The organism is Candidatus Chlorohelix allophototropha (assembly GCF_030389965.1).
In the GTDB taxonomy this organism is placed as follows: domain Bacteria; phylum Chloroflexota; class Chloroflexia; order Chloroheliales; family Chloroheliaceae; genus Chlorohelix; species Chlorohelix allophototropha.
Genome location: NZ_CP128399.1, coordinates 93,344 through 110,083, shown reverse-complemented (window position 1 = coordinate 110,083; position 16,740 = coordinate 93,344). Strand labels below are relative to the sequence as shown.

The 16,740-nt window shown below is 46.7% G+C and carries 14 protein-coding genes; 6 read left to right on the top strand and 8 right to left on the bottom strand.

Annotated elements, in window-relative coordinates; genetic code table 11:
- Nucleotides 1-57: 57 nt before the first annotated feature.
- From OZ401_RS00495 to OZ401_RS00470, 6 genes are all read right to left on the bottom strand, one after another.
- Nucleotides 58-867 (bottom strand): DUF4388 domain-containing protein, encoded by an 810-nt coding sequence (locus tag OZ401_RS00495; RefSeq protein WP_341468747.1) that lies wholly within the window; start codon nucleotides 865-867, stop codon nucleotides 58-60.
- A 99-nt stretch (nucleotides 868-966) separates the two neighbouring features.
- A complete protein-coding gene (locus OZ401_RS00490; protein ID WP_341468746.1) occupies nucleotides 967-1,545 on the bottom strand; it encodes a GTP-binding protein in 579 nt (192 codons plus the stop codon).
- A gap of 23 nt (nucleotides 1,546-1,568) precedes the next feature.
- Nucleotides 1,569-2,063 carry a roadblock/LC7 domain-containing protein gene (locus OZ401_RS00485; RefSeq protein ID WP_341468745.1) on the bottom strand — a complete coding sequence of 165 codons (495 nt, stop codon included), beginning with the start codon at nucleotides 2,061-2,063 and terminating at the stop codon, nucleotides 1,569-1,571.
- Nucleotides 2,064-2,281: 218 nt separating this feature from the next.
- Nucleotides 2,282-2,623 (bottom strand): roadblock/LC7 domain-containing protein, encoded by a 342-nt coding sequence (locus tag OZ401_RS00480; protein WP_341468744.1) that lies wholly within the window; start codon nucleotides 2,621-2,623, stop codon nucleotides 2,282-2,284.
- 181 nt (nucleotides 2,624-2,804) lie between these two features.
- Nucleotides 2,805-3,992: a calcium/proton exchanger gene (cax, locus tag OZ401_RS00475; RefSeq protein ID WP_341468743.1), complete on the bottom strand. Its 1,188-nt coding sequence runs from the start codon at nucleotides 3,990-3,992 to the stop codon at nucleotides 2,805-2,807.
- A gap of 15 nt (nucleotides 3,993-4,007) precedes the next feature.
- A complete protein-coding gene (locus tag OZ401_RS00470; protein ID WP_341468742.1) occupies nucleotides 4,008-5,372 on the bottom strand; it encodes a S41 family peptidase in 1,365 nt (454 codons plus the stop codon).
- Between the two features lie 193 nt (nucleotides 5,373-5,565).
- Between OZ401_RS00470 and OZ401_RS00465 the strand changes: the two genes are divergently transcribed.
- From OZ401_RS00465 to ndk, 6 genes are all read left to right on the top strand, one after another.
- Nucleotides 5,566-6,012, top strand: a complete 447-nt coding sequence (locus OZ401_RS00465) for a cobalamin B12-binding domain-containing protein (RefSeq protein ID WP_341468741.1) — start codon at nucleotides 5,566-5,568, stop codon at nucleotides 6,010-6,012.
- On the top strand, nucleotides 6,013-6,990 hold the full coding sequence (gene meaB / locus OZ401_RS00460; RefSeq protein ID WP_341468740.1) for a methylmalonyl Co-A mutase-associated GTPase MeaB: 978 nt from the start codon (nucleotides 6,013-6,015) through the stop codon (nucleotides 6,988-6,990).
- Between the two features lie 12 nt (nucleotides 6,991-7,002).
- Nucleotides 7,003-8,283, top strand: a complete 1,281-nt coding sequence (locus OZ401_RS00455) for a metallophosphoesterase family protein (protein ID WP_341468739.1) — start codon at nucleotides 7,003-7,005, stop codon at nucleotides 8,281-8,283.
- A gap of 110 nt (nucleotides 8,284-8,393) precedes the next feature.
- Complete coding sequence (locus OZ401_RS00450; protein WP_341468738.1) at nucleotides 8,394-13,487, top strand: tetratricopeptide repeat protein; 5,094 nt, start codon at nucleotides 8,394-8,396, stop codon at nucleotides 13,485-13,487.
- Between the two features lie 64 nt (nucleotides 13,488-13,551).
- Nucleotides 13,552-13,899 carry a roadblock/LC7 domain-containing protein gene (locus tag OZ401_RS00445; RefSeq protein ID WP_341468737.1) on the top strand — a complete coding sequence of 116 codons (348 nt, stop codon included), beginning with the start codon at nucleotides 13,552-13,554 and terminating at the stop codon, nucleotides 13,897-13,899.
- A 139-nt stretch (nucleotides 13,900-14,038) separates the two neighbouring features.
- The gene (gene ndk, locus OZ401_RS00440; RefSeq protein ID WP_341468736.1) at nucleotides 14,039-14,494 is read left to right on the top strand and encodes a nucleoside-diphosphate kinase; all 456 of its coding nucleotides are present in this window, start codon (nucleotides 14,039-14,041) and stop codon (nucleotides 14,492-14,494) included.
- A 111-nt stretch (nucleotides 14,495-14,605) separates the two neighbouring features.
- On the opposite strand, the gene OZ401_RS00435 is transcribed toward ndk, so the two are convergent.
- The gene (locus tag OZ401_RS00435) at nucleotides 14,606-15,658 is read right to left on the bottom strand and encodes an SAM-dependent methyltransferase (protein WP_341468735.1); all 1,053 of its coding nucleotides are present in this window, start codon (nucleotides 15,656-15,658) and stop codon (nucleotides 14,606-14,608) included.
- Nucleotides 15,659-15,661: 3 nt separating this feature from the next.
- Nucleotides 15,662-16,738, bottom strand: a complete 1,077-nt coding sequence (locus OZ401_RS00430) for a ParB/RepB/Spo0J family partition protein (protein WP_341468734.1) — start codon at nucleotides 16,736-16,738, stop codon at nucleotides 15,662-15,664.
- Nucleotides 16,739-16,740: the final 2 nt, after the last annotated feature.

Here is a 16,740-nt window from a genome sequence, read left to right as displayed (position 1 = left end):
TACATCTGCCTCGTCAACCCTCTAATCAAAAGCCACCGTAGAGATTTATAACAGCTATTACCTGATGTTGAAAAGCTTATTAACACGGTCGCGCATTTGATCTGCCAGCATATCAGATTTTTTTGGACCTACCAGCAAGCGTGAAAGTTTTTGAAAGTTAACCACCACCTCATAAGCCTGATCCGGCGTTATATCGGTTTCGATATAAATATGCGCACGCTGGTAGGATTGATCTATCAGGTTTTTAGCGGTAGTGCCAAGCACACCAATAGCTAGTTCGCTTAACTCTGCATAAAGGATATATTTGACATTGCGCTGCTGTTTCTCCACCAGACCAAGTTGCAGCAGATGCACAATTACTTTCTCGGTATTATGCAGGCTGATATTACCTTTGCGGGAAATAGTGGCAATATCATCTTGACCATTGATAAGGGTAAGTAACTTCCACTCTTCAGGGCGCAGGTTTATGCTACCACCATTCACGGTTTGAGGGTTATCAGCAAGGCGTGGCACAATGTCATCACTGGGCAATACTTCCCGAATGAGTTTGACCTCATCAGAGCGATTGATGCCCTGCATCATAATCATCTCGCTGCTACTATGGATTTCTTCGCGAGGAGCAGGCTCACCGGTAATAAATGTGAATTCGCCGTCGTCAATTGAGAAAAAAGAAAGAAGGGCTTCCATGGTAGGCAAATTATCGAGTTCGGCGAACACTACGTTCCCGCCTCTAAAATAAATACGACCCACCGTGGGTTGCCCGCGATAGGCGGCTTTAATTTCAGCGGCACCTGTCTGCTTAGTCAGGCTTACCATCTGAATAATGTCTGTTACTGGAAATTCGCGTAGCGAACCTTCCAGAGCCATGCTGTTTCCTTCACGTTAGCTGTAGATTGTGTCCGGAGGATTAGGGCAACCAAACTATACAAGTTTGTTATGGCTGCTATCTTTAATCCCTGTTCTTAATTATAACTTACTAATAACCAGTTTACTGATTGACTTAAGAGTATCAAAAACTCCATCGCCCTTGCTGGCAATCGCCTCAAAGCGCGGGACTTTTATGGAAGAATTTAGATAATGATCCAAGATTTCAACCGGTACGGCGTTGGGCATATCGCGCTTATTATATTGCAATACCAGTGGAAATTCTAGAAACTTCTTACCCTGCGCTTGAATATTTCGGGCTAATTCCTGTAAGCTTTGAATATTCTCGCGTAACTTGTTTTGCTGACTGTCTGCTACAAAAACTACCCCATCCGCCCCGTTCAACACCGCCACGCGAGTTCGCTCATACAGCACCTGACCCGGGACAGTATATAAGTGGAAGCGGGTTTGGAATCCGTGAACCTGACCCAAATCTAGCGGAAGAAAGTCAAAAAACAAGGTGCGCTCGGTTTCGGTAGCAATCGAAAGCAAATCACCTTTGGCATGACCGGGTACCGCAGAATGGATATACTTTAAATTTGTAGTTTTGCCGCATAAGCCGGGTCCGTAATAAACAATTTTGCAGTGTATTTCGCGAGCCGCAACATTTATCAGAGCCATTTTTTATTCACCGCAAGTATAAATTAGTCCTTAAAGAGTAGATCAATTGTATCTTCCACGCTGGTGCGGAAACTGGTGCTAATTACAGCATCTTTTGCGCGGCTCTCAACCTTTACTCTTTCCAAAACAGCCCCAAGCTCATCAGTGGCACGTTTGCTTAACACTTTTACCAAACCTATATGGGTGCGCTTATCAAACATAACTACCAGCATCCATTGTTCCTGAATCAGTTCGGTAAAAATATTCTCACGAACGCCCTGCTGGAATAATACCCTAAAGTCTTTTTCTTTTAATAAACGCGCTACTTCCCGGCTGCTGGCAAATGTACCTGCTAACAACGCGCCTAACGCCGTTATATCTTGGCGATCGGTATCACCTTGAGAAGCGATAACTTGCCCGCTCTTGTCGAGCAACATCGAATAGTTCGCTCCAGTTTCAGCCACAAGACGCTCAAGGCATTCCTCAATATTGGAGGTTTCAGTCTGAGAAACTATTATGCTAGTTAGTTGAGGATCCATAATTTCTCCTGTCAATTCCCGTTATGCCAGGCGGGAGTTGTGCTACAGCTTGCGGCAATTTTAGGACCAAACTATCCTAATAGGCTTGTCAGGTTGGTAATAGCTGAATAATACTATAAGGATAATTTAAGGCGTGCTTTACCAAGGCGTAAAAAAGCACCCGGAGCTTCAGAGTTGATTATACAATATAGTATTTGTAAAACCAATAGTCAATTAATTTATTCACCTAGGGCATCGATTAATAATTGACGGTATTTTTTACCTAAATATCGTATCTTGCCAATGCTATTGGGATCGCTAGAGACCACCAGCATCATAGTTTCTTCAGTCAAAGGCTCTAGCACTATTGCACCGCCCGAATACTCCAGTACAGTCTGTTTGGCATCGCCACGTTCCGTTTCATGACCGAGCGCCACACTCATTTGTAAACCGGTAGTAGCGATGGCACAGATGGAATCGACATCCAAATTACCCTTGCTAAAGCTGTCCAACTGCATGCCATCCAAGCTGACTATTGCCGCCATCTCTACGTCTTTTACCGCTTTAAACTTGTTTAACACGTCGCGTAACGCCGCCATCCGTCAGCCTCCCTTTAATCAAGTATTCAGTCCTTAACTTAGCAGGATTTATAAGATTTCTAGATATTTATAATATAATTATGTCAAATTATCACCTAATATGCAAGACCCGACAATAACCCTTTTCAAGTAAAATTTGACAAGGATTCTTAATAGGCAATGCCTATTTCAGGGTTGGGAAAACAACAGGCGGGTGCAGATAAAAGGCGATTCCCAGAATGGCATATGCCGCCAGCAATTGTACGCCTTCAAACCAGTTACTTTCGTTATCCTGTGTAACCAGATTCATAATTACCACCGAGACTACAATCGCGATCAACTCAAACTCTCCGAAATAAAGATCAAGTTGGCTATTGCCGCCCATAAAAAAGCCTACAAACACCAGTACCGGAGCTACAAAAAGAGCAATCTGCGCCGCGCTACCGATTGAGATACTTAACGCCAGCGTCATCTTATTCTTCATCGCTACTGTAACGGCAGTAAGGTGTTCGGCAGCATTACCGATAATCGCCACCAGAATTACCCCCACAAATAGCTCTGTCCAGCCTAGTTCTTTGGTTAGTGGCTCTATACTCCCCACCAGCGTTTCGGATACCAACCCAATAATGACGGTAGCTAACACCAGTGTAATCAACGAACGGCGCACACCCCACGCTGAACCATGTATAACCTCATCGGCTTTAGCTAGCTCATTTTCATATTCCTGCAAACCCTCCGGCAATTCTTCATCGGCAGTTTCTTTGCTGTGAGTACGTAAGGTAAAGAAAAGTTGCGCAGCATAGGATACGAGTAAAATAACCGACACCAGCAAGCTTAGGTTTTCAACCAGTGAAGGCAGATTAGCAGTTTGCCCCGAAGTGGCTACAAATACTGAAGGCACGATTAGCGCAATACAGGCTAGGGTCATTTGGCTAGCCGAAGAACTGGCAATATAGCGGTTAAAGCGTTGGCTTTTGTAACCTAGTCCCCCTAAAAACATCGACAAGCCTAATACAAATAGTATGTTACCGATGATTGAACCTGTAATCGAAGCCTTTACAACCTCCGGTATGCCCTTTGAAAGCGCAATAATGGAAATAATTAATTCCACCGCGTTTCCAAAAGTAGCATTGAGTAAACCACCCAGAGTTGCGCCTATTTTGGAGGCAATTGATTCGGTAGCCTCTCCCAGTAGCTTGGCAAGTGGCACGATTGCCAAAGCAGAGATGAAGAAAGTGGCGAAAGGGGACAAGTCGGCAAAGCGTGCTACAAAAGCGAGTGGTACAAATACATAAAATACTATCAAAATTTTGTCGAAAAGCGAGGCGCGCCGAAGTTCTCCAAAGGCACGACCAACAAATCCTGCTGCCATTTGCACTCCTGTCTGCTAAAGGGGTGGTATCTGTTCTTTATCTAATAAAAACTTCACGGCGCGATCCAATTGTGGGTCGCGTCCGGCAGTAATGTCATCCTGAGTCTGATTTACAACGATATTAGGTTGCAAGCCCTGCTTAGAAATATCAATTTTAGCAGGAGTGTACCATTTTTCAAATGTAATACGGGCAGTTGAACCATCAAAGAGCGGCACTACATATTGTGCTACACCTTTGCCATAAGTGCGTTGTCCGATTAGGGGAGCGCGGTTTCGGTCACGCAGCGCACCGGCAGTAATCTCGCTGGCGCTGGCAGAATCCTTGTTGACCAACACCGTCAGCGGGATATCATACAATGCCAAACCACTTTTATTTTCGGCTACATTTTCGGTACGAAATTTTTCATTCTCGGAAGGGATATCGGCATAGTATGCCACACCACCATTCATAAAACGTGCTAACAAATCTTTAGCAGTATCTACTAACCCGCCCCCATTGTTGCGCAAGTCCAACACCAAGCCGATAGCGCCAGCGTCGGTAAGACGTTTCACCTTCTGGTCAAATTCCTTAACAGTATTAGAGCCAAACACTGAAACATTGATATAACCGATTTTATCCGGCAGTAATTTTACAGTAACAGAGGGACGGATAAACGAATCGCGGATAATTTCAATATCCAGTTCACGATTATTTTCAGAAGGGCGGCGTAAAGTAACCGTTACTTTTGAACCTTTATCGCCTCGCAGCAAAGTTGATAACTGTGTTAGGTCTTTGTTGGAGTCACCTGTCTGCGTTAACTCTTGTCCAGCCACTTTAAGGAAAATATCGCCTTCCTTTAAGCCCGCTTTCTCGGCAGGAGTACCCTCAAATACCTCTTTTATTGTAATTGATTTATCTTGGTTATATTGGGTAATAATACCGACCCCGACTTGTTGCCCCGATAGGTTTTGGCTCAGTTCGGCGCTACGTTCGGGTGGCACGAATTGGGTAAAGGGATCACCTAACGAATTAGCTACCGCTTGAGCCGCCGCATAGGTCATATCCTTATGCTTGATTTTATCACGCTCGTAATAATAACGGTCAATTAGCGTAAAAGTCTGGCTTAAATTCAGCCATTGGCGATGGGCATCGGTAGGGATATTACTAGCGCTTAGGATTGGTTTTTGAATCAGGTTCAAAAACCCGTCATCGAAAGGGGTGTTCTGCATAAAAATAGTAAAAATAATCCCCAGAAAAAAGGCGACTACAAACAGAAATACCCCGCTAACCATTATTTGTAATTTTAGAAGGCGAGGTAACGATTTATAATCCAGTTTGGACGGCGGAAGAATCCGGGGTTCGGATTCTTTTAAATCTTCAGATTTTGCATCTTCTTGCATTTGATTAATCGATTCCCCTAAATATAGGTCAAATTAGAGAATATAGTGCGGTATAGTAATGATAAAGAAGCAAAGTCAGCTAGTCAAACTGCTCTAGCCAGTTCAATTTGAAGCGAGTTGATAGGCATGATAAAATTTAACATTATTCGGCACCATTCTACAATCAATGCGGATGCTGAGAAAGGGAAATGCTATGACCCAGCAGAATGAAGTACAACACAAAATCAGAGTATTAATCGCAAAACCCGGTTTAGATGGGCATGATCGGGGTGCGAAGGTAGTAACACGCGGCTTACGAGATGCCGGTATGGAAGTAATCTATACCGGGTTGCACCAGACCCCAGAAATGATACTAGAAGCAGCGCTCCAAGAAGATGTTGATGCCATTGGATTGAGTATTCTCAGCGGCGCTCATACTGTCCTGTTTCCGCGCGTCATGAAGTTGCTAGCTGAAAATAATATGGAAGATGTACTGGTGTTCGCCGGAGGCATCATTCCACCGGAAGAAGTGGAAGAAATCAAAAAGCTGGGCATACAAGCTGTTTTTGGTCCCGGCACTACCATTGAAGAAACCGCCAACTTCATACGCCAGAACGTGCGCCCAACGGCAAGCGCGGCTACCGGGAGTGAAAAAAGCTAAATGTCTTCAAGTTCGATCCCGCAACCTACTCCAGCAATTCTGGGATTAGTAGAACGTGGTAAGGGAGGTGATCGGCGCGCCCTTGCCCGCGCCATCACCATCGTGGAGAACCGTACTACCGAAGCCTCCATGCTTCTTAAACAACTTTACCCGCTAACCGGGCGCGCCCATATCATCGGAATTACCGGCGCACCCGGTGCAGGTAAAAGCACCTTGACCAATCAGCTAATCAAGGAATTCCGAAAGCGCAACTACTCGGTGGGAGTGATAGCGATAGACCCTACCAGCACCCTAACCGGAGGCGCAGTATTGGGCGATCGCATTCGCATGCTCGAAAATTACAACGATAAGGAAGTATTTATTCGTAGCATGGCAACACGCGGGCAATTGGGCGGATTGGCTTCTGCCACCAGCGATGTGGTGCGAGCGATGGACGCTTTCGGCAAAGAAATCATCATCCTTGAAACTGTCGGTGTCGGGCAAGATGAAGTTGATATTGCCAAAGCAGCGCACACCACAATATTGGTAGAAGTACCGGGCATGGGCGATGATATTCAGGCAATCAAGGCTGGTGTGCTGGAAATTGCCGACCTGATTGTAATTAATAAAGCTGATCGCGAGGGGGTCGAACGCTTGCAATTGCACCTACGTGCAATGATGAGTCTCGCTCCCAAAAAGCGCAACTGGGAAATACCTGTTCTTAAAACCATAGCGGCGGAAGGTTCTGGTATTTGCGAACTGGTAGATCAAGCGGAAGCCCATCTAGCTTATTTGAAAACCAGCGGTGAATACGGCAAGCGCGAAAAACTTCGCCTGCGTGATGAGATGATCGCACGTATAAGCGAGGAAATATTGACGCGGTTGCTAAAATCCGAAAATGCGCCCGGTGGTCTGAACGAGTTGCTTGAACGGATTGAGCAGCACGAATTGGATCTGTACGAAGCAGCTATAAAATTACTCGATGGAGCGCTCCAGTAGCGGTAAAATTAAATGCGCCTCCTGCATATCTCTGACATACATTTTGGCATCGAAACCTATTCGAGGGTAGACCCGCAAACGGGCTACCCTACGCGCCTACTCGATTTCATGTACGCCTTTGACCGTGCCATCGAAGCGGCAATGGAAATGGGCGTGGATGCAGTTTTGTTCACGGGCGATGCCTATAAAAGTCGCGACCCCAACCCTACCGTGCAACGCGAATTTGCCAAACGAATTCAGCGTCTTGCCTCAAACGGAATTCCGGTTTATCTCTTGACCGGAAACCATGACTTGCCAAGCATGAGCAATCGCGCCCATGCTATTGAAATTTTTCAGACCTTGTATGTGCCCAATGTGTATGTTGCGCGCGAAATCGGGCTGACCGTTATCCAAACCAAAAGTGGACCACTTCAGGTAGTAGCACTCCCATGGGTTACCCGCGCCGGATTAATTGCCAGAGAAGAATATCGCGGCAAAAGTATGGATGAGCTAAATGAATTAATGACCGTAAAGATTACCAACGCCTTAAACGCCTTTATCACCAAGCTCGATCCACAAATACCGGCAGTGCTGGCAGCACATGCCACCATCGCCGGGTCAGTTTGGAGTAGCGAGCGTTCTATAATGTTAGGTCAAGATTTGGTAATCCAGAAAAGTATGCTTAGCGCCGCTCGCTTTGATTACGTAGCGGTTGGGCATATCCACAAGCACCAGCATTTTGAAGTGGATGGTGTTTCGATTGTTTATCCCGGCAGTATCGAACGAATAGATTTTGGAGAAGAAAAAGAAGATAAAGGCTTCGTAATTGTGGATATTAATGATCCGGGCGGTGGGCTTGCCTCACGCAACACGGTTTGGTCATTCAATGCCGACCACCGGACGCGCCCTTTTCACACGCTGGAACTGGATATAAAGCAGGTTGAAAGTGATGGGCTGGTAAATCCCACTACCGCGATTATACAAGCGCTACAGCGCGAAGCTATTCGTTGGGAAAACGGCTTGAACGAGGCAATCGTTCGAGTTAAAATCAAATTGCGACCGGAACAGGAAGGGCAAGTGCGCGAAGATGAAATAAGGCGCGTCTTGCATGAAATGAAAGTTTACCTAGTTGCTGCTATCAGTCGTGAAGTAGATAAACCACGCAGGACTCGCCTCGCCGGATTGGAAGTAGAAGAATTAACGCCACTTCAACTGCTTGAAAAATACCTACAAAGCAAGCAGGTTGACTCGCGCCGCATCGAAATTTTGCTCAAACACGCCCGCGATATTATCAACCCCATGGGTTCCCAATAAATTTTTCCGACTAAAGTATTGCCATTCTATATTGTTTACCTTATAATTACGCTACATAACTAATTTTATGTAAATAATGGGACACAATTAAATTTGCAGGGATAACTCCAATGGCGGGCGAACGAGTTAAACTCGATGAAATTATTAATCAGGCTAAGCAACTCATGGAGAATGGGGAGCCTGATAAGGCAGTTTTGTTATGCCAGCATGTTTTCCGTTATTACCCTCGTTGTCTTGAAGCTACACGCGAACTAGGTGAAGCTTATACCGAGAAACGTCTATTAGACGAAGCGGATAAACTGTTCACCTACGTTCTAGCAGCAGACCCACATGACGTGCTTGGCTATGTAGATAGAGGTTTTATCGCGTATGAACGAGGCGATATCGACAACGCCATCGTTTATTATGAGCGTGCGCTAGAGCTTGACCCCAATATAGAACAATTGCGGGTGGAGCTACTACGCCTATACCGCGAACATCAAGGCATGGATCGTCCGCGCTTGCGACTTACCAAAGCCGGGTTGGCTCATCAGCGTATCCGCGATGGTTTTTTCAGCCAAGCGATTGACGAGTTTCTCTCAATCCTTCGCGAAACCCCCAACCGCCTAGATATTCAAACCGGGTTGGCAGAAGCCTATTGGCGCAATCGCGATTACTACCGAGCAGAGCAACTTTGCCGCGAACTGCTGGAAGAACAACCCTACCTGATCAAATGCAACCTGATTTTGTGGCATATTTATGGAGTGCGCCGTCGCGAGGAAAGAGCCGCCACTTATCTGGAAAAAGCGCAAGCGCTTGACCCGTTGTATCTAGTAGCTGAACGCCTCTTTGAAGACCCTGCCGCTTCGGATGGAGCCTTAAATTATCTGGGAATGTTAGGGGCTGCGCAATTGCCACCGCCAGACTGGTCAAAACTCGAAGCCGAAAAAGAAAATCAGCCTCTTTTACCTGCATGGGTTACCGCCGATACTGCAACCGACCTACAACTTGGCTTGAAAGGCGTAAACCCCGATGAAGAGGAAAAAAGCACCCTTAAAGAGCTTTCCGGGGAAAATGACTGGTTTGAGCGTTTGCTAGCCGAGAGCGAAGCAGTTGTAGAGCAGGAAAATAAAGCACAGGAAGAAGCTGAAGCAATCGCCGAGCTTGAAAAAATCAGGCGAGGTGATGAAGATAGTTCCTTCGATAGTTTCTTTGATGATATAGATATACCGCATGCTGCAACCCTTGCCCCTTCGCAAACCTCTGTTGCGCCGAAAGTACCTGACGAAGAACTTGTGGGGCTACAACCTTTTAGTTTCGATTCCGAGCAAGAAGAGCAGGAAGATTTAGAAGTAACAGATTTTGGGGCTTCAGCTTATCCAGCAGGCGTAAATATCCCTATTGCTGAATCGGGCAATCAAGAGGAAGTTAGTACTTCTAACGAATTATTTGACCTGTTTGATGAAGAAGATTTTACCCCAGCGCCAAATCTGGCTGCAAATCTGGCAACATCTAACGAATCTTTCCAAGAACAGCCAGATTTAGGGTTTGATTTTGAGCTTGATGATGAACTGAGCAATTTTGAGCAACCAGCTGCAACCAACCCTGACCAACAAGAGACTCCATATGATAATTCATACCTTGAGAATCTATTTGTAGAGCAGCAGATACAAGCAACGGTTAATGAAAAAGAAGAAGTAGTTGAAGTTATTGCTGAAGAATGGGCTGTTCCGGCTGAAACTGATACTCCCGGTAAAATTCAGGAGCATGCCTTCCATCTGCGTGATGAGCGTGGTCCAGAACCTGCCTATGCCGCCAATGAACTAGCCGAAAGTACAATTATTCCACCCACCGGCGTGTTGGAAGAGGAAGTATTACAAACCGAAAATAGTGTAGCTTCCTCAGCTAGCAAGGAGATTGAGGAAATGCCTATCAAAAAAGGCAAACCGGAAGAAGAAATCGATTTATTTGATTGGGAACGAGAAGAACTTCCGGATTATCTACGACCTTTTGCAATGAATGAAGAAGAAGCCGAAAAGTTTGGCGCGCAACAAGAAAACCCTCCGATTGTTGATGTGTCTACCTCACCTGCCCGCGTGCGCCCTCGCGATGATACGCTTGGCGGTGGTGACCTTCCCGATTGGCTAAACCCCGGCGCAAATCGCCAGAGTACAACCGCCCGTCCAAATATGATGGATTTAGGCAGTAGTATGCCTCCTAGCGATCTTCCCAATTGGGTAGATAGCACTATGGAAGGTCAAGTAAATCCTAGTGCTTCATTCAATCCACCCGCCGGTGATTTTGGGTTGGATGAACTACAGCCATTCTCGCTCGAAGAATCGGGAGTTTTTGGTGGTCCGGTTATGCAAACGCCACCACCACCACCGACAGCGCCACAAGCGCCACTACCGACCTTTAATAACCAACCGTTGCAGGCATTTACCCCGAATGATATGGATTTTGACAAGCCTGCCGCCTCGATTTCACCTTTTAATGATGATGATCTTATCCCATTCTCTTTTGAAGATATTACCGGGCAACCGCCAACTCCCGGATTTGGAGCCCAAGCAAATGCGCCCACCAAACCACCGGTTCAACCTACCTCGGTGCAGCCACCTACAGCTTTCACCCCACCTTCCGGTTTTGGGGATATGGAGGATTTGATACCTTTCAATCCTTTTGAAGAAGCGGTCGAAAAAATCCAGAAGCCGCAAGCGCAGGTTCCACCACCGATTCAATTCAACCAACCCCCGGCGACCAGTCCTTTTGGAGCGCCACGCGGTTTCACTCCACCAATGTCACCTTTTGAAAGTGGAGAGAATCTGGATGACCTAGAACCATTCACCTTTGAGGAAGAATTACCCAACTCCCAAGCGGGTAGCCCTCCCGGAGCATTAAAATCGCAAGGCTTCCAAGATATGAGCGGAATGAAACTGAATGATTTATCATCCGCCGCTTCTCTGGACAACTCCCCAACCGGAATACCCGGTTTTGGCGGGCTTTCCTCTAACCCACAGCACCAACGCCCATTCACTGATGAGTCATCTTTAGATGACTTGGAAGGATTGGAGCTTGAACCATTCTCGCTAGAAGGATTCGAATCAATACCCGGTTTGGGTAAAGGTAAATCAGCCTTGCGTCCCGAATTGAACGATTATCAACCCGAACCTTTTATGCCTTCTACTACACGTCGTCCGCGTGAACCTGAACCGGAAGTAGAACCCGGACAAGAACGACCGTTGCGCCGCTTTAGTTGGCTGGAAAATCGCAAGAGAAAATCCTCAGAATTAGAATCTGAAGCCGAAGAAGCGAAGGCAAGCGGTTCGATGTTCGAACGAATGGCAGCCCGCCGTCGCCAACTTGAAGAGCAAGGGCAGATTCCGACTGAATCGGTTAAGCAGGAAGAACCTGTAGCGCAAGAGTTCGATATTTTCCCATCATTTGAAGAAGTCGAGCGAATGGCAGCAACGGGCGAAACAGAGGAAACGGCATTAGCTGAGCAAAGTGGTATCGCTGAAAGCTTCACAACTGCGGCTAATCAAGCCAATCCATTTGGAGAAGAAGCGATTCCAGTTTTTAAACCAGAGCTTGAAGCCGAAATGCAAACCGCCTTTACCGAAGGTGTTGCCGAAACACAGGTTGAGCAAGAGGCTTTTGATCTCGGAGAGTTGCATTTCGATAATTTTGACCTAAATGAATTTGCGCCTGCTACCTTTAAAACGCAAGAACTGCCCAAAGAAGCCGTGCCGTTCAGCTTTAAACCAGACGAACCTCTTACTGAAGAGGTTGCTCCGGTAGCTGAAGAAGAATTGTTCCCGCTTAGTTTCGATGAGGAAACAAAACCATTCGAGCCGATTGCCGCTGAACCTTTTGATAGTAAAGCGGAAAGCGATTTTAGTTTTGCTCCATTCCTTACAGCCGAAGAAGCGCCCACCTTCTATGTTGAGCCAGAGCCAGCCGAACCGTTCAACTTTGATAGCCTGTTTACTGAAACTGTTGAAAAGGTGCAAGAACCAGCAGCCGAAGAAATTCCCGCTTTTGAACCAGTCGAACCGTTCAGCTTTGATAATCTGTTTGCTGAACCTGAAGCAAAATCGCAAGAACCAGCAGCCGAAGAAATTCCCGCTTCCTATGCTGAATCAGAGCCAGCCGAACCATTCAACTTTGATAGCCTGTTTACTGAACCTGCTGAAAAGGTGCAAGAATCGGCAATTGAAGAAACGCCCACCTTCTACGTAGAACCAGAGCCAGCCGAACCGTTTAGCTTTGATAATCTGTTTGCTGAACCTGAAGTAAAAGCACAAGAACCAAAGGCTGAAGAAATTCCCGCTTCCTATAGTGAACCAGAGCCAACCGAGCAGTTTAGCTTTGATAATCTGTTTGCTGAACCTGAAGTAAAAGCGCAGGAACAGAAGCCCGCCGAGTTAGACTTATTGGGTGACTTTTTCAATGAACCGGAGTTTTTGCAACAACATACCGATGAGGGGTTGGCGATGTTCCATCCTGAACCGGAAAAGCCACAAACTGCCGGTAATTTAATGTCGTTTGATGAAGCTTCTAAAGTCTTTGGTATCACAATACCAGAGCAAGTACCTACCGCAAATCTTGAGGAAGAACTGCCTGACTTCGATTTCGGATTGGCGAGGCAACCCGAGGCTGAGAACATTCTAACTGACTTCACACCTGAGCATAGTGAGTCGCCAGTGGAAGAATCTTATGCAGAAGCCTTACCGCATCTTCCAGAAACAGAGCATGCGGCGGTTGAAGAATACAAGCCATTGCATGAGCCAGCAACACTGGCAGAAACTCAGCCTATACCTGTAGAAATACAGGAAACGCAAGAGGCTGCTACTCCGGTTGAGCCTGAAACGCTACAGGTGAAGGAAACTGAATTAATTGCCGCAGAACCGGCACCCGTAGCAGATTTATCAGATTACCTGAAGCGTCTACAGAACAACCCGCGTGATTTTTCTGCCAATTTTGAGCTTGGTATCGCTTATATGCAGCAAAAAGAGTACAAACAAGCTCTCGAATATTACGCTACTTCAATAAAGCTGGCAGATAAAAGCGCCCTCGACAATATAGTGGCTAAGTTGCAAGAAATGTCGTCCCAATCCACTGAATTGCCACGTTACCATCGTGTTCTAGGTGATGCATATATGAAGCAAGGACATTATCACTGGGCACTGAGCGAATATAGCAAAGCTATAGGTCCAAAAAAATAAAGCTTACGTCGGCAACACTTACATAAAATGCTGTCGCCGAGAAACGCGGCGGTAAGGAGAGGCAATGGCTAAGTATTTTGAGGAATTGGTTAAACTTGACGGAGTTATTGGCGGTCTCCTTGTTGGAAAAGATGGTTTGGTAGTTCAGAGCCTCATGATAGAAGAAGAAGACGCTGAAATTTTAGGTGCGATGGCAGCCAGCACCTTCGATACAGTAGCACGTACCACTGAAAGGCTGGGTATTGGCAAGCTAAATGATGCAATCGTAGGCGCGGCAGAAGGCTCATTGCAAATGCGCGAAGCAGGAGATTTGGTATTGGTCGTCATTTGCCAACCCCCCTACAATGTAGGCGAAGTGCGACTGGCGATGGCAAAAGCCGCACGCAGAGCGCGAGACGATTTTCAGGAATAGCGTGTTTGCCCTTTTGCCAAAAAAGTATTATCCTTATATAGCTTTTGTAAAATAGTTGAAGTAGCCCAAACGCGGAGCCAAGTTCCGCTTTTGGGCTGTTTTATGGCTTGAGTTTTGCAATATAAGGAGAATTAAACAAGTGAGCCTCGAACGAACCCTGATTATTGTTAAACCTGATGGTGTACAGCGCGGCTTGACCGGTGAAATTATCAAACGCTTCGAGCAACGCGGCTTAAAATTTGTCGGTATGAAGTTGATGCACATTTCAACTGAACTTGCCAATAAACACTACGGAATCCATCAGGGTAAGCCCTTCTTCGAGGGGTTGGTAAAATACATTACCAGCAGCCCGGTAGTGGTAGCAGTCCTCGAAGGCAAAAAAGCGATTGAAGTCGTCCGCAACACTATGGGTTCCACCAACCCGGTATCTGCCCCTCTAGGTACAATTCGTGGTGATTTGGCAGTAGAAATTGGGCGCAACCTAGTACATGGTTCTGACTCCCCGGAGAACGCTGCGATAGAAATCAATCTTTTCTTCAAACCCGAAGAATTGGTAAGCTACGAGCGCGACACCGATAAATGGATCATGGAGTAAAACGCAACTTTTCCACAAAGTTGTAATGAGCGCAGGTACGTCCGATAGAATCGGGCGTGCCTGTGCTAAATCAGCGCATACAAGCAGCGATTCGCCAGAAGTGGCGATTTTTTATTTCTCCAGAAAAACGGTGACTTCCTGTCGATTGTGGAACAGATGCTTTGCTTGGACGAGGCGGAAACTTTGGCGCAACAGGGTTAGCGATTGGCGCATGTGCAATACCGGGTCAAGTTCGGGCGAAGCGAAAGGCAGTTTGAGAGTTGCCAGTCCATGACCTCTAGGCGGTAATAGGTTGGCAAATTGCCCCATAAGCTCGGCAGTAACGCGCGCATCTACGCGCATATCGCTTAAAATTATGTCAAAGCGTCGTCGCTGCTTTTGCGCCAAACGCAGGTAATCGGCAGCATGCCCTCGAAAATGGCGTAGGTTTGTATAGGAGTTCAGACGTGGGTCTAATTCTGCCGGGTCAACCGCTACTACCTGTAACCCGTTTTTGAGCAAAAGGCGCGTCCAACCACCCGGCGCAGCTCCAAGGTCAAGCGCACTACCCGACTCCGGCAGTTTTAGCCCGAAAATATCCATAGCTTCCAGCAATTTAAACTCGGCGCGGCTGATTTGTTGCGACTCACGGGCGAAACGGCGCATCCCACCTGCCCAATCGCTCAAGTTCTGGCTTACCTTTGAAATCCCAACATAAGCAGTAGCTTCGTAAACCGCCACCGAAACCACTACGTCGGGCGTTTTGATATTCTCAACCGCTCCAAATTTGGTTATTATGCTTTGGGATATGTCCTCTTTAATGGCGTAAGCGGTTAAAACATGCTGCGGGTCTTCGCCTAAAAAGCGCGCCTGTACCGAAAAGGAAACTCCCTGAGATAGTAAACGGGCGGTAGCGGGCAACTCTACCAAAACTTGGGTAAGGGCAGCTAATTCTTCCCGCTCGCGCATTTTATGAATCAGCCAAACAGGGCAGATATGTCTTAAGAATACCGGCTCAAGCTTTTGCAAGCGCGTAGAGAGGGTTTCAAAGTCCATAGGACCGGATACCAGTGAAACACCGTCGCCAAGTAGCTTTTCAACTGTAAGGGCAGGATCGGCTTCACACAGTTCTTCAAGGGCAGTACTGATAAAATCAGGAGACGCAGTTAAGATAGTTTGTGACATCGATTATATGCCAAAATCTTCACCGGTTATACGCCGGTAAAGCCATTCAAGTTCTTCTTCACTATAGAATTGAACCACCAATTTACCCCCTCGCTTGCTGCGGGTTAATTCGACCTGCATGCTAAGCGCATCTCGGAATTTTTGCTCAAGAGAACTGGTTTCAAGCTCGGAAATGCGTTGTTTCTGGCGCATTTCAGGCTCAGCCTCATCGTTATAGGCACGGGCAGCGTGGGCTGTATTCATCCGACGAGCTGTTTCCTCGGTTTGGCGCACGCTCATAGCTTTCTCGATAATCAGGTTCATTAAGCGCAACCTGTCGCGATTATCTTTTGCCATTAGCAAGGCACGGGCATGACCTTCGGTGAACAGATTATCACTCAATGCATCAAGAATCTCTTTAGGCAAATCTAGCAAGCGTAGCGAATTGGTAACAGCCGTGCGACTTTTACCAACTTTCTCCGACACCTGTTCTTGAGTGAGACGAAATTCATCTACTAGTTGGCGGTAGGCGTATGCCTCTTCAAGTGGGTTCAAGTCGGCACGCTGGATATTCTCAACTATTGCCAGTTCCAGCATCTGTAACGGGGTTGTTTCTTTGACTACAACCGGAATAGTGGTAAGCCCAATCAGTTTTGCAGCCTGCCAGCGACGCTCTCCGGCAATCAACAGGTAACGGGCGCGATATTCTTTCTTAACCCCGTCAGCAACTGTTGCAGGCTCTTCCCCATGATTGTTTGGGTCGTAATCGGGGTTATAACTTACCACCGGAGGTTGCACCAAACCATGAACCCGAATTGAATTTGCCAGTTCTTCCAACACATCCGGATCAATTTTTTTACGGGGCTGGTATGGGTTAGGCGCAATACTAGTAATCGGTACAGTTAATAGACCGATTTTGCGAACTTCCGACAATTTGCTCAAGGCAGTTTCAGGTGGAGTGTCAGAAATCGGAGCAGCACTAAGGGACTCCTCGTTTTCATCGTCGAGGGATGGTTTTGTTTCTTCCACCTCACGAGCAGGAATTGCCCCCGGTATCAGTGCATTCAGACCGCGACCCAGACCGCCTCTTGCCTTAGCCATCT